This is a genomic window from Streptomyces sp. NPDC088553, from assembly GCF_044752965.1.
Classification (GTDB): domain Bacteria; phylum Actinomycetota; class Actinomycetes; order Streptomycetales; family Streptomycetaceae; genus Streptomyces.
The window spans coordinates 116,920-130,224 of record NZ_JBIVMG010000008.1 but is presented as its reverse complement, the minus strand read 5'-3'; the positions used below and the strand labels follow the sequence as shown (position 1 = coordinate 130,224).

General features: G+C 70.9%; 11 protein-coding genes. 4 read left to right on the top strand and 7 right to left on the bottom strand.

The window, feature by feature from the left end:
• Positions 1-74: 74 nt before the first annotated feature.
• A complete protein-coding gene (locus tag ACIP8Z_RS26940) occupies positions 75-1,001 on the top strand; it encodes a pseudouridine synthase (protein ID WP_402087783.1) in 927 nt (308 codons plus the stop codon).
• Here ACIP8Z_RS26940 and ACIP8Z_RS26935 read toward each other — a convergent pair.
• From ACIP8Z_RS26935 to ACIP8Z_RS26920, 4 genes are all read right to left on the bottom strand, one after another.
• Positions 985-1,614, bottom strand: a complete 630-nt coding sequence (locus ACIP8Z_RS26935) for an MBL fold metallo-hydrolase (protein ID WP_402087780.1) — start codon at positions 1,612-1,614, stop codon at positions 985-987. The two genes, ACIP8Z_RS26940 and ACIP8Z_RS26935, sit on opposite strands and share 17 nt — an antisense overlap.
• Positions 1,614-2,699, bottom strand: coding sequence for an S-(hydroxymethyl)mycothiol dehydrogenase (locus ACIP8Z_RS26930; RefSeq protein ID WP_402087777.1), 1,086 nt, complete (start codon positions 2,697-2,699; stop codon positions 1,614-1,616). The genes ACIP8Z_RS26935 and ACIP8Z_RS26930 overlap by 1 nt, the downstream gene beginning before the upstream one ends.
• A 126-nt stretch (positions 2,700-2,825) precedes the next feature.
• Entirely contained in the window at positions 2,826-4,283 is a 1,458-nt protein-coding gene (locus tag ACIP8Z_RS26925) for an amino acid permease (protein WP_402087774.1), read from the bottom strand.
• A gap of 175 nt (positions 4,284-4,458) precedes the next feature.
• On the bottom strand, positions 4,459-5,160 hold the full coding sequence (locus tag ACIP8Z_RS26920; protein WP_209493970.1) for a FadR/GntR family transcriptional regulator: 702 nt from the start codon (positions 5,158-5,160) through the stop codon (positions 4,459-4,461).
• 147 nt (positions 5,161-5,307) lie between these two features.
• Between ACIP8Z_RS26920 and ACIP8Z_RS26915 the strand changes: the two genes are divergently transcribed.
• Genes ACIP8Z_RS26915 through ACIP8Z_RS26905 form a run of 3 tightly spaced genes read left to right on the top strand, consistent with a single transcriptional unit; the run spans position 5,308 to position 7,779 of the window.
• Positions 5,308-5,835 carry a gluconokinase gene (locus ACIP8Z_RS26915; protein WP_402087772.1) on the top strand — a complete coding sequence of 176 codons (528 nt, stop codon included), beginning with the start codon at positions 5,308-5,310 and terminating at the stop codon, positions 5,833-5,835.
• A gap of 50 nt (positions 5,836-5,885) precedes the next feature.
• Positions 5,886-7,283, top strand: coding sequence for a gluconate:H+ symporter (locus ACIP8Z_RS26910; protein ID WP_402087769.1), 1,398 nt, complete (start codon positions 5,886-5,888; stop codon positions 7,281-7,283).
• A gap of 55 nt (positions 7,284-7,338) precedes the next feature.
• Positions 7,339-7,779: an ASCH domain-containing protein gene (locus ACIP8Z_RS26905; protein WP_402087766.1), complete on the top strand. Its 441-nt coding sequence runs from the start codon at positions 7,339-7,341 to the stop codon at positions 7,777-7,779.
• Here the strand turns inward: ACIP8Z_RS26905 and ACIP8Z_RS26900 are convergent.
• From ACIP8Z_RS26900 to ACIP8Z_RS26890, 3 genes are read right to left on the bottom strand one after another with little or no spacing between them, the layout of a single operon-like run.
• Positions 7,767-11,129 (bottom strand): HEAT repeat domain-containing protein, encoded by a 3,363-nt coding sequence (locus ACIP8Z_RS26900; RefSeq protein WP_402087763.1) that lies wholly within the window; start codon positions 11,127-11,129, stop codon positions 7,767-7,769. The two genes, ACIP8Z_RS26905 and ACIP8Z_RS26900, sit on opposite strands and share 13 nt — an antisense overlap.
• Positions 11,126-11,545, bottom strand: a complete 420-nt coding sequence (locus tag ACIP8Z_RS26895) for a hypothetical protein (RefSeq protein WP_402087760.1) — start codon at positions 11,543-11,545, stop codon at positions 11,126-11,128. The genes ACIP8Z_RS26900 and ACIP8Z_RS26895 overlap by 4 nt, the downstream gene beginning before the upstream one ends.
• A gap of 32 nt (positions 11,546-11,577) precedes the next feature.
• Positions 11,578-13,233 carry an FAD-binding dehydrogenase gene (locus tag ACIP8Z_RS26890; protein ID WP_402087757.1) on the bottom strand — a complete coding sequence of 552 codons (1,656 nt, stop codon included), beginning with the start codon at positions 13,231-13,233 and terminating at the stop codon, positions 11,578-11,580.
• Positions 13,234-13,305 lie beyond the last annotated feature (72 nt).

The window sequence follows — 13,305 nt, the reverse complement described above, 5'->3', positions numbered from 1 at the left end:
ACGAAGTCCCGGTCGATCTCATCGACCGGGACTTTCGGCATGAGTACGTGCAGGCGCAGTCACGAGGCGGAGCCGTGAGACGGAGAGCGAAGGCGCCGGTCGCGCCGTTGCCGCAGCGGAACGGGATCGACCCCGTGCGGCTGCGGCTGCCGGAGGACCCGGACGGGGCCTGGGGGACCGTGCGGGAGCATCTGCTCGACCGGTACGGGGTGGCCGTCGGGGCCGGGCGGGTCGAGGAGATGCTCGCTGAGGGCCGGTTCGTCGGGGTCGACGGGCCGGTGGCCGGGGACGATCCGTACACCGTGGGCCGGTATCTCTGGTTCCACCGGGACTTTCCCGTGGAGGAGCCGGTGCCGTTCCCCGTCGGGGTGGTGCACCGGGACGAGCGGATCGTCGTCGCGGACAAGCCGCACTTCCTCGCCACGATGCCCCGGGGGCGGCATGTCACGGAGACCGCGCTCGCGCGGCTGCGGCGGGAGCTGGGGCTGCCGTCGCTGCAGCCCGCGCACCGGCTCGACCGGCTGACGGCGGGCCTGGTGCTCTGTGTCGTACGGCCGGAGGACCGGGGGGCGTACCAGACGCTGTTCCGGGACCGGCTGGTGCGCAAGGAGTACGAGGCGGTGGCGCCGTACGACCCGGGGGTGCGGCTGCCGGTGACGGTGCGGAGCCGGATCGAGAAGGAGCGCGGGGTGATGGCCGCCCGGGAGGTGCCGGGCGAGCCGAACAGCGAGAGCCGGATCGCGCTCGTGGAGCGGCGGGGCGGGCTCGGGCGGTACCGGCTGGTGCCGGAGACCGGGCGGACGCATCAGCTGCGGGTGCACATGAACGCGCTGGGGCTGCCGATCCTGCACGATCCGATCTATCCGGTGGTCCGTGAGGACGGGCCGGAGGACTTCCGGCGTCCGCTGCAACTGCTGGCGCGGACGCTGGAGTTCACCGACCCGTTCACGGGTGCGCGGAGGCGCTTCGAGAGCCGGCTGGCTCTCAGTGGCCTCGGTTGATCCATTCCTGGAGGTGCGGGGCCTCGGCGCCGATCGTGGTGCTGTCGCCGTGGCCGGTGCGGACCACCGTCTCCGGCGGGAGGGCGAGGAGCTTCTCGCGGATCGAGTCGACGATCGTCGGGAAGTCCGAGAAGGACCGGCCGGTGGCGCCGGGGCCGCCCTGGAAGAGGGTGTCGCCGGTGAAGACCGTGCCCAGGTCGGGGGCGTACAGGCAGATGCCGCCGGGGGCGTGACCGGGGGTGTGCAGGACCGTGAGGTCGGTGCCGGCGATGGTGAGGACCTGGCCGTCGGCGAGTTCGCCGTCGGGGCTGTGGTCGGGGTGGGTCTGCTTCCACAGCGGCTGGTCGGCGGGGTGGAGCAGGATGCGGGCGCCGGTGGCGGCCGCGAGCGCCGGGGCCGCGTCGATGTGGTCGTTGTGGGCGTGGGTGCAGACGATGGCGCGCAGGGCGCGGCCGTCCAGGGCGGCGAGGATGGCCTCGGCGTCGTGGGCGGCGTCGATGACGATCGCCTCGCTGTCGTCGCCGACGATCCAGACGTTGTTGTCGACGTCCCAGGTGCCGCCGTCGAGGCTGAAGGTGCCGGAGGTGACGAGGTGGTCGATGCGGGCGGCCATCAGAAGACCACCACCGAGCGCAGGACGTCGCCCTCGTGCATGCGGCCGAAGGCCTTCTCGACGTCGCCGAGGCCGATGGTCTCGGTGACGAAGGCGGCGAGGTCGATGCGGCCCTGCTGGTGCAGGTCGACGAGCATCGGGAAGTCGCGGGAGGGCAGGCAGTCGCCGTACCAGGAGGACTTGAGCGCGCCGCCGCGGCCGAAGACGTCGAGGAGCGGGAGTTCGAGCTTCATCTCGGGGGTGGGGACGCCGACGAGGACGACGGTGCCGGCGAGGTCGCGGGCGTAGAAGGCCTGCTGGTACGTCTCGGGGCGGCCGACGGCCTCGATGACGACGTCGGCGCCGAAGCCGCCGGTGAGCTCGCGGATCGCTTCGACGGGGTCGGTGGAGCGGGAGTTGACGGTGTGGGTGGCGCCCATCGTCTTCGCCGTCTCCAGCTTCCGGTCGTCGATGTCGACGGCGATGATCTTCGCGGCTCCGGCGAGGCGGGAGCCGACGATCGCCGCGTCGCCCACGCCGCCGCAGCCGATGACGGCGACGGTGTCGCCGCGGCCGACGTTCCCGGTGTTGATGGCGGCGCCGATGCCGGCCATCACGCCGCAGCCGAGGAGGCCCGCGACCTCGGGGGCGACGGCGGGGTCGACCTTGGTGCACTGGCCGGAGGCGACGAGGGTCTTCTCGGCGAAGGCGCCGATGCCGAGGGCCGGGGACAGCTCCGTGCCGTCGAGCAGGGTCATCCGCTGCTTGGCGTTGTGGGTGTCGAAGCAGTACCAGGGGCGGCCGCGCAGACAGGCGCGGCACTGGCCGCACACCGCGCGCCAGTTGAGGATGACGAAGTCGCCGGGCTCGACGTCGGTGACGCCCTCGCCGACGGACTCGACGATTCCGGCGGCCTCGTGCCCGAGCAGGAAGGGGAACTCGTCGTTGATCGCGCCCTGCTTGTAGTGGAGATCGGTGTGGCAGACGCCACAGGCCTGGATCTTCACGACGGCCTCACCGGGGCCCGGATCGGGGATCACGATCGTCTCGACCCGTACCGGTTCGTTCCTGCCGGGGGCGATGACCCCCTGGACGTGCTGCGGCATCGCGAACTTCCCTTCCTCCGACCGGATCTTGTAAGGCTCTTGCGTACCACTATCTCCTGACAAAAGGCGAGACCCCCGCAGGCCGTGCCTGTGGGGGTCCCGCCGTTCCCGTGGGGGGGGGGGAGGTCAGCCGCGGTTCGCCGCGGCGGTCGTACGGACCCGCTTGCGGACGAGGAACCAGCCGCCGACGAGAGCCGCCGCGATGAGCGGCAGGCAGTTGACGGTGGTGCGGCTGATGCCGCCGTCCATCCACATGAGGACGAGGACGGAGCCGAGGAAGACGAGGGTCACGATCTGGGTGTACGGGGCCCAGGGCAGGTTGTAGCCGGGGCGGGTCAGCTTGCCCTCCTGGGCGTTGCGCCAGAACAGCAGCGAGCAGACCATGATCATGGCCCAGGTGCCGATGATGCCGATGGAGGCGAAGTTGAGGACCAGTTCGAAGGCCTCGCCGGGCATCACGTAGTTGAGCGCGACTCCCATGACGCCGAAGGCGGCGGTGAGCAGGATGCCGCCGTAGGGGACGCCGCCCTTGTTCATGACGCCGGTGAACTTCGGCGCGGAGCCGGAGAGCGACATGGAGCGCAGGATGCGGCCGGTGGAGTAGAGGCCCGAGTTGAGGCTGGAGAGCGCGGCCGTGAGGACGACCAGGTTCATCACGCCGGCGGCGCCGGGGATGCCCAGCTTGTCGAAGACGGTGACGAAGGGGCTCTGGTCTCCGGAGTACGCGGTGTACGGGAGGATCAGCGCGAGCAGGACGACGGAGCCGACGTAGAAGAGGCCCACGCGCCACATGATCGAGTTGATCGCCTTCGGCATGATCTTCTCGGGGTTCTCGGTCTCGCCGGCGGCGACGCCGCAGAGCTCGACGGAGGCGTAGGCGAAGACGACGCCCTGGATGAGCAGCAGCATCGGCATCGCGCCGTTGGGGAAGATGCCGCCGTTGTCGGTGATGTTGGCGAGGCCCGGGGTGCTGCCGCCGACGTCGTGCGAGGTCACGACGAGGAAGATGCCGATCAGCATGAAGGCGACGAGGGCGCCGACCTTGATGATCGCGAACCAGAACTCCATCTCGCCGAAGTACTTCACGGAGATGAGGTTGGCGGCGAGGACGACCGCGAGGGCGATCAGGGCGAGGATCCACTGCGGGACGTCGCTGAACATCGACCAGAAGTGGGCGTAGGTCGCGGCCGCGGTGATGTCGGCGACGGCGGTGGTCGACCAGTTGAGGAAGTACAGCCAGCCGGCCGTGTAGGCGCCCTTCTCGCCCATGAACTCACGGGCGTAGGAGACGAAGGCGCCGGACGAGGGGCGGTAGAGCACGAGCTCGCCGAGGGCCCGCACGACGAAGAAGGCGAAGACGCCGCAGACCGCGTACGCGATGAAGAGAGAGGGGCCCGCCTGGGACATCCGGCCGCCGGCGCCCAGGAAGAGGCCGGTGCCGATCGCGCCGCCGATGGCGATCATGTTGATGTGGCGGGACTTGAGGTCCTTGCGGTATCCGGCGTCGCCGGCGTCGACGTGGGGGGCGGCCGGGTTCGCCGTGGCGGCGGACAGCGGGTCGGCCGCGGTGACGCGGTCACTCATGGAGTTGTTCGCCTTCGTGAGGGGGCTGTGCGGTACCCGGCCGTGCCTGGTGGGGGGTCACCCCGGCACGGCCAGCGCACATCCTCACGGCAAGGAGCCGCAAATGACTGTGACGCATGTCACTGAACGCCCGTATTTGAGCTAGTTCAGAGCTTGACGGCGCCTGTACGGGACCTTACGGAGCGAGGACGTCCAGTTCCTGGAGGGCGCCGACCGCGATCTGGCGGGTGAGCTCCTCGGCGCGCGCCGCGTCCCGCTCCCTTACGGCCTCGGCGACCTGGACGTGGAGGGTGACGGCGGCGGGGTCGGGGTCCTCGAACATCACATGGTGGTGGGTGCGGCCGGTGAGGACCTCGGCGACGACGTCGCCGAGGCGGGCGAACATCTCGTTCCCGGAGGCGTTGAGCACGACCCGGTGGAAGGCGATGTCGTGGACGAGGTACTCCTCCAGGCGCCGGCCCCGCGAGGTGGCGACCATGCCGAGGGCGTGCTCGGTGAGTTCGCGGCACTGCTCGGGGGTGGCGTTCTCGGCGGCCAGGCCGGCGGCGACGGGTTCGACGGCCGAGCGGAGCACGGTCAGCGAGCGGAGCTGGCGGGGGCGGTCGGCGCCGGCCAGGCGCCAGCGGATGACCTGGGGGTCGTACACGTTCCAGCCGGCGATGGGGAGGACGGTCACGCCGACGCGGCGGCGTGACTCGACGAGGTGCATGGACTCCAGGACGCGGACGACCTCGCGGACCACCGTCCTGGAGACGTCGAAGCGCTGGGCGAGCTCGTCGGTGCGCAGCACGGTGCCGGGCGGGTACTCCCCCGCGGTGATCGCGAGGCCCAGGGTGGCGAGGACGTGCGAGTGAAGCCCCTGGGCCGGTGTCGTCATGGTGGCAAGCCTATGCGCGCTCGCACGGATGATCACGTCGGGAATTAAAAGTACTACTTTTATGTCACAGCCTCTTGAATACGTCGTACCCAATGGGTTTCATGGGCGCGACGGATCGATGTCGAAGAAGACAGCGAGGCACCACCCATGAGCACCACCCCCCAGCCCGGGACGAGGGCAGTCGTCGTCGTGATGGGCGTCGCCGGGACCGGCAAGACCACGATCGGTCCGCTGGTCGCCGAAGCCCTCGGCCTTCCCTACGCCGAGGGCGACGACTTCCACCCGGCGGCGAACGTGGCCAAGATGGCGGCCGGCACCCCCCTGGACGACAGCGACCGCGAGCCCTGGCTGGACGCCATCGGCTCCTGGGCGCACGACCGGGCCGGGCTCGGCGGTGTGGTGAGCAGCTCCGCGCTGAAGCGCAGCTACCGGGACCGGCTGCGCGCCGCGGCCCCCGGTGTGGTCTTCCTTCATCTGACCGGTGACCGGGAACTGATCGAGCGGCGCATGAGGGCCCGCAAGGGCCACTTCATGCCGACGGCGCTCCTCGCCTCCCAGTTCGCCACCCTGCAGCCGCTGCAGGAGGACGAGGCCGGCGTCGCCGTCGACGTCTCCGGCACCCCCGAGGAGATCTCCGCCCGGGCCGCCGCAGCGCTGCGCGGCCTCGCCGGCTGATCCCTCCCCGTTCCCCGTCCCCTTCCCCCGCTCGTACGAAGGACACCACCGTGCCCAGTCTCAGCGTCGAGATCCTGGCAGCGGACGCCGCCGAACCGATCACCTCGGCAGGCAACGCCCAGCTCGGCATCGCCGTACTCGCCGGCATCGCCGTCATCGTCGTGCTCATCACCAAGTTCAAGCTGCACGCGTTCCTGGCGCTGACCATCGGGTCGCTCGCCCTCGGCGCGTTCGCCGGTGCGCCGCTCGCGGACACCATCAAGTCGTTCACCACCGGCCTCGGCAACACCGTCGCCGGCGTGGGCGTCCTGATCGCGCTCGGCGCGATCCTCGGCAAGCTGCTCGCCGACTCGGGCGGCGCCGACCAGATCGTCGACACCATCCTGGCGAAGGCGAGCGGCCGGGCGATGCCCTGGGCCATGGTCCTGATCGCCTCGGTGATCGGCCTGCCGCTCTTCTTCGAGGTCGGCATCGTGCTGCTGATCCCGGTGGTGCTGCTCGTCGCCAAGCGCGGCAACTACTCCCTGATGCGGATCGGCATCCCGGCCCTCGCCGGCCTCTCCGTGATGCACGGACTCATCCCGCCGCACCCCGGCCCGCTCGTCGCGATCGACGCGGTCGGCGCCAACCTGGGCGTCACCCTGGCCCTCGGCCTCGTCGTCGCGATACCGACCGTGATCATCGCCGGTCCGCTGTTCTCCCGGTACGCGGCCCGCTGGGTCGACATCCCGGCCCCCGAGAACATGATCCCGACGCGTCCCTCCGAGGACCTGGACAAGCGCCCCGGCTTCGGCGTCACCGTCGCGACCGTCATGCTGCCCGTCGTCCTCATGCTGGTGAAGGCGCTCGTCGACATCGTCGTGGACGACCCGGAGAACGGCGTCCAGAAGGTCACCGACGTCATCGGCTCCCCGCTGATCGCGCTGCTCGCGTCCGTCATCGTCGGCATGTTCACCCTGGGCCGCGCGGCCGGCTTCAGCAAGGAGCGGCTGTCCACGACCGTCGAGAAGTCCCTCGCCCCGATCGCGGGCGTGCTGCTGATCGTCGGCGCGGGCGGCGGCTTCAAGCAGACCCTGATCGACATCGGCGTCGGCCAGATGATCCTGGAGTTCTCCGAGAACTGGTCCATCCCGGCCCTGCTGCTCGCCTGGCTGATCGCCGTCGCGATCCGGCTGGCGACGGGCTCCGCGACGGTGGCGACGATCTCGGCGGCGGGCCTCGTGGCGCCCCTGGCGGCGGGCATGTCGACGACCGAGACGGCGCTGCTCGTCCTCGCGATCGGCGCGGGTTCGCTCTTCTTCAGCCACGTCAACGACGCCGGGTTCTGGCTGGTGAAGGAGTACTTCGGCATGAGCGTCGGCCAGACGATCAAGACGTGGTCGGTGATGGAGACGATCATCTCGGTCGTGGGCATCGGGTTCGTGCTGCTGCTGTCGCTGGTGTTGTAGCCCGGCTCCTCGCGTACGGCTCCGAGGGCCGGTCGTGACTGACAGACTGTCGGCCATGACCGGCCCTCACGCGCTCAAGCCCTTCCTCCTCGCGTTCCCCGGCCCCCTGCGGGACCGGCTCGTCGCGGCGGTCCTCTCCGGCGAGAAGGTCGCCACGACGGGCCTCCTCGTGGAGTACGAGGTGGAGGACGAGGAGCTGCCGGAGGCGGGCGAGCGGTCGGCGCTCATCGACTCGGACGGTCGCGAGGTGGCCGTCGTCGAGATCACGGAGGTCGAGGTCCTGCCCCTGGGCGAGGCGGACCTGCGGCTCGCGCTCGACGAGGGCGAGGGCTTCCTGTCGGTCGCGGACTGGCGCGAGGCGCACGAGCGCTTCTGGCACAGCGCGGAGATGCGGGAGGGGCTGGGGGACCCCGGGTTCGTGGTGGACGACTCGACGATGCTGGTGGTGGAGCGGTTCAGGGTGGTGGAGCGGCTGGGGGTGGCTCAGGGGGACTGAGGGGCGAGGACGGCGAGGAGGGCCGCGGCGCGGTCGCGGATCGCCTGGGCATCACTCTCCACGGTTCGGCGGAGAAGGGCGAGGAACGCGGGGTCGTCGCGGCGGAGGTCGGCCAGGAAACGGAGGGCGGCGAGCCGGACCTTCTCGTCGGGGTCGTGGTCGAACCGGTCCTGTGCCATGGCCGCGAGTTCCGGGCCGCGGGAGTGACCCGGGACCGCTTCGACGAGATCCTGGAGGGCGATGAGCCGGACCTCGGAGCTCTCGTCGTGCACGGCGCGGTCCAGGACCACGCCCGTGGTCTCGGGATCGTCGCCGTATCTGGACAGGAGCAAGAAGAACGTCCCGGCTCTGGCGTCAGCATCCGGGTGGTTCACCGCCCGGTCGATGAGCAGGTCCCGTGCGGGGCCTGGATCCAGCTCAGTCAGCATGTACAGGGCGTGGTCCTGCACCACCTCGCTCGGATCGTTCCGGAGCCGCTCGACGAGGATGTCCCGCTTCGCCGGGAGGTCGTCCGCGAACTGGACGGCGAACGACAGCGCGTGCTCCCGGACACCGTCGTCCTCATCGAGCACCAAGCGGTTCGCCACCCGTTCGGAGACCTCCCCGCCGCGGTCGTCCTTCGCCAGACAGCACAGCGCGGCCACTCTGACCTCGGGGGCCGGATGTCCCGTGAGTTCTTCCAGGAGGGCGTGTGTGCCGGGTTCGTCCGAACCGATCGAACCGACGGCATCGATGGCGGCGGCCACGACCAGAGGACTCTCCTCGGAGACCAGCCGCTCCCACACGAGCGCCCGGGCGGCCGGGTCGTCGGCTCCGACCTGGGCCAGAGCGGACAGTGCGCTGACACGCGTGTCCGGATCCTCGTCCCGGAGCCCCTCTCGCACCAGCGCCATGGCCCGCGGCGCGCCTTCGGGCTGTGCGAGAAGCCGGCCCATCGCCTGCTGACGCACGTCGGGGTGGGGGTCGCCGAGGGCTCGCTCGAACGCGTCGGGAACGTCCCGCACGTGGTGGGTCAGGCACTGGAGCGCCGCGAGTCTCACCCGGGGGGAGCCGTCATGGGCCAGTCGCTCGGTCGCCAGCCGGACCAGCCATCCGGGGTCGATGTCAGGGTCGTACCCCAGCTGCGCCAGAAGTCCCGCCCGTACGGTGGCGCTCACGTCCTCGCGTACGCAACGGGCGATCGTGTCCAGAGCCCCATGTACGCCGCCCCTCCGCCGGAGGAGCAACTGGGCGGCCGCGATCCTCGCCACGGGGTCGTCACTGCTCCGCGCCGTCTCGGCCAGGTGTACGGCGTGCGGCGTACCCTCCGGCGTACCCAGGAAGAGGCAGATCTCCACGGCCAGCTGCACCGTGGAGTTGACGGACGGAAATCTGTCCCCGTCGGTCAGCTCGGTGCGGCTCCGGCTCCCGAGCCACCGCAGGTACTCGTCCCTGCCTGACCAGTTTCCGCCGAGGGCCATCAGTTCCGGCCCCAGGGCGCCCACCACGTCGTACGGATAGAAGAAGGTGACCCCCAGCACTCCGGCGAGGTCAAAGAGCCGGATCACCGCCCTCACCATGGCCGTGCTCTGCGGGGCGAGCGCCCCGAGCCGTCGCACCTCCGCCAGGCACCGGGCCACGAAGAGCACCTCGACGAACGCACGGTCGCCACGACCGCCCAGAGGCACCGCAATCGCACGCGGCCCCAGCAACCGGTCGATCACCCCCGCCACGAACCGCTCGTCCAGCAACCCCACCAGCAGCAGCAGGATCTCGTGCCACGTCGGGTCGTGGACCTTCGCCGCGAAGAGGTCCTGGAGGTCCTCCTCCGACAGGCTTCGCTCGTGGTTGAAGCGGTGTGCCAGGTCCGTCGCCGCCAGGTACTCAAGGAACGTGCGGTGGACGAAGCCATAGATCTCGCCGCCGTAGCGGCTGAGGATGAAGTTGCGGTGACGGAACTGGTCCAGCATCACGCGGGCCGCCGTCGCCGCGCGGTCCGGCGGGAGGGCGTAGCGGTCCTTCACGTACTCCTCGAAGCTCTTGAGGAGGTCCGGGCCGGCGATGTGGTTGCCGGAGATGCCGCCGTGACCCTCCTGCATCTGGCGTGCGATGAGGCGCAGGAGTTCCCGTTTGTCCTCGGGGCCGAGGTACGGGAGGTGTTCCTCGACCTGACGGTCCCTGAGGTACTTGCTGGGATCCCAGTGCTCCACCAGGACGTCGACGGCGTGCTCGTACACCGTCCGCCGGTCGCGCGGGAGTTCACGGCGGCGGCCGATGATCGCCAGGATCGTGAGGATCAGGGGGTTGCCCGCGAGCTCCCGGACAGAGGTCGACGCGTCGACGGCCGCCGTGACGCGTTCGATCAGCTTCCGCGCCTGGTCCGGGTCGTCCGGGCACGCCAGCGCGAACCACTGCTCCGCGAACGCGCCTATCTGTTCCCGGTCGAGGTCCTGGAGCATGAAGTTGGTGAAGCCCGCACCGTCCAGAACGGCCCGCTGGTAGCCGTAACCGCGTGAGGTGACGACGATCCTGGCCCGCGGATGGCGGGCGGCGAAGCCCGCCACGCGGCGGGTGACCGCGTCCCTGACGTCCTTCTCGAAGAGCTCGTCCAGACCGTCGAAGACGATGAGGGCGGAGTACGGACCCTCCCCCGCCAAGAGCGCGGTCAGCGTCTCCGGCGGCAGTCCGAGGCCCTCCGCCGCGTACTGGTGGGCCAGGTAGTCCTCGAAGGTTCGCTCGCGCCAGGCCGGCTGCGCGTACTCCCGGAGTTCGACGATCAGCGGGAGGGTGCCGTGCAGTGCCGCGAGGCCCGGAGGAGGCTCGCGGGAGGTGAGGACGAGTGCCAGGTAGCGGGCCAGGGTGGACTTGCCGGAGCCCGGGTGGCCGAGCAGGACCACACGGTCGTGCTCGGGCAGGGGCAGGACGTCGAGCACGGGCAGCGGTGGCCGCTCCTGGTAGGCGCGGCGCACGCGGTCGACCGTCTCCCGGTCGATGCCGGGCGGCAGGTCGTGGAGCTCTGCCTCGGCCGGGTCCATGAGGCGACGCAGGAGCTCCTGGGGCAGTTCCACTGGCGGCGGGTCGGCCCGTACGGACTGGGGGACGAAGACGTCCCTCAGGTGCAGGACCGGGCGCTCGTCCTGTTCCCGGAGCGGGGTGAGGACCTCCAGGTCGAGGCGGCCGTAGCGCTGGCGGACGCGGGTGGCGTAGGCCTCGCGGGCCGACTCGATCTCCGGCGATCCGTGCTGGGGCGGGACGGGTACGAGCGTGACGTGGACATCGCCCTGGACGCCGCTGATCTGGGTGAGGGGGCCCTGGACGGTGGCTCCCGGCGCCGACTGGCGCGCCGTCCAGCGCTTGAAGAGACCCTTCATGGCGTCGGGGACGTCGGCGGTTCGACGCGGACCGAGCCGCCCACCCCGTCGATCTGGTGCAGGTCCCCCGCCGTCCGGGCTCCGTGGGCCGACTGCGTTCCGCCGCCCTGCCCCTCCGTGGGGGTGGTAGGGGTCGGCGGGGTGCCCGTACCGCCGCCGGCCCTGATCACCACGTCGCCCGTGACGTTCCTGATCTGGTGCAGCGATCCTCCGGTCGAGGCCTGGTCCGCCGACTGGGCGGAGAGGCGGTTGAACAGGCCCACCGCGGTCAGCGCGAAGCCCGCCACCGTGAAGAACAGGCTCAGGACGCTGCTCCACTTGTCGGCGGCGTCCAGACCCTGGAGGACGAGGAAGGCTGCCAGGCCGCCCAGGGCCAGGGTCCCGCCGACGGCGGTGAGCATCACACGTTTTGTCACACCGTCATCTTGCCCCCGCGGGGAGTCCTCCGTCAGCTCACCGCCCTGGCCGCCGCCCTGCCCGCCGCGCGGCCCGAGAAGATGCAGCCGCCGAGGAAGGTGCCCTCCAGGGAGCGGTAGCCGTGGACTCCGCCGCCGCCGAAGCCGGCCGCCTCGCCCGCCGCGTAGACGCCCTCCAGGGGCTCGCCGCCCTCCGTGAGGACGCGGGAGTCGAGGTCGGTCTCCAGGCCGCCGAGGGACTTGCGGGTCAGGATGTTGAGGCGGACGGCGATGAGTGGGCCCGCCTTCGGGTCGAGGACGCGGTGCGGGGCGGCCGTGCGGATCAGCTTGTCGCCGAGGTACTTGCGGGCGCCCCGGATCGCCGTGACCTGGAGGTCCTTGGTGAAGGGGTTGGCGATCTCGCGGTCGCGGGCGGTGATCTCGCGGCGCAGGGCGGTCTCGTCGATCAGGTCCTCGCCGGTGATCCGGTTCATGCCCCGGACGAGGGCCGAGAGGTCGTTCTCGACGACGAAGTCGACGCCCTTGTCCATGAACGCCTGGACCGGGCCCGGTACATCGGCGCGGGCACGGCCGATCACGTCGCGGACGGACTTGCCGGTGAGGTCGGGGTTCTGTTCGGAGCCGGAGAGGGCGAACTCCTTGCCGATGATCCGCTTGTCGAGGACGAACCAGGTGTGGTCGTGGCCGGTCCGCATGATGTGTTCGAGGGTGCCGAGGGTGTCGAAGCCGGGGAAGAGCGGGACGGGCAGCCGCTTGCCGGTCGCGTCCAGCCAGAGCGAGGACGGTCCGGGGAGGATGCGGATGCCGTGCTCGGCCCAGATCGGGTTCCAGTTCTCGATGCCCTCCGTGTAGTGCCACATCCGGTCGCGGTTGATGTGGTGGGCGCCGGCCTTCTCGGCGATGCCGAGCATCAGGCCGTCGACGTGGGCGGGGACGCCGGACAGCAGCTTGGCGGGCGGGGTGCCGAGCCGCTCGGGCCACTGGGCGCGGACGAGCTCGTGGTTGCCGCCGATGCCGCCGGAGGTGACGATCACGGCCTGGGCGCGCAGTTCGAAGGCGCCGGTGGCCGTACGGGTGCTCGCGGTGCCGCGCTCGGCCGTGGACGGTTCGAGGATCTCGCCGGTGACGGTGTCGAGGGCTCCGGCGGTGCGGCCGAGGGCGGTGACCCGGTGGCGGAAGCGGAGCTGGACGAGGCCGCGGGCGACGCCCTCGCGGACCTTCCGCTCGAAGGGGGCGACGAGGCCGGGGCCCGTACCCCAGGTGATGTGGAAGCGGGGGACGGAGTTGCCGTGGCCGTTGGCGTCGTAGCCGCCGCGCTCGGCCCAGCCGACGACGGGGAAGAACCGCACCCCGCGCGCGTGGAGCCAGGAGCGCTTCTCGCCGGCGGCGAAGTCGACGTACGCCTCGGCCCACTTCTTCGGCCAGTGGTCCTCGGTGCGGTCGAAGCCGGCGGTGCCGTACCAGTCCTGGAGGGCGAGGGCGTGGCTGTCCTTGACGCGCATCCTGCGCTGCTCGGGCGAGTCGACGAGGAAGAGACCGCCGAAGGACCAGTGGGCCTGGCCACCGAGGGACTGTTCGGGTTCCTGGTCGAGGAGGATCACGGTGCGGCCGGCGTCGACCAGCTCGGCGGTGGCGACGAGGCCGGCGAGGCCCGCCCCGATCACGATCACATCTGCGTCGTAGGACATGGACCGCATCTTGGATACACGGATGTATCGAGTCAACCGTTTCGCCGTTCCCACGTGACTCCCACCCCTTTC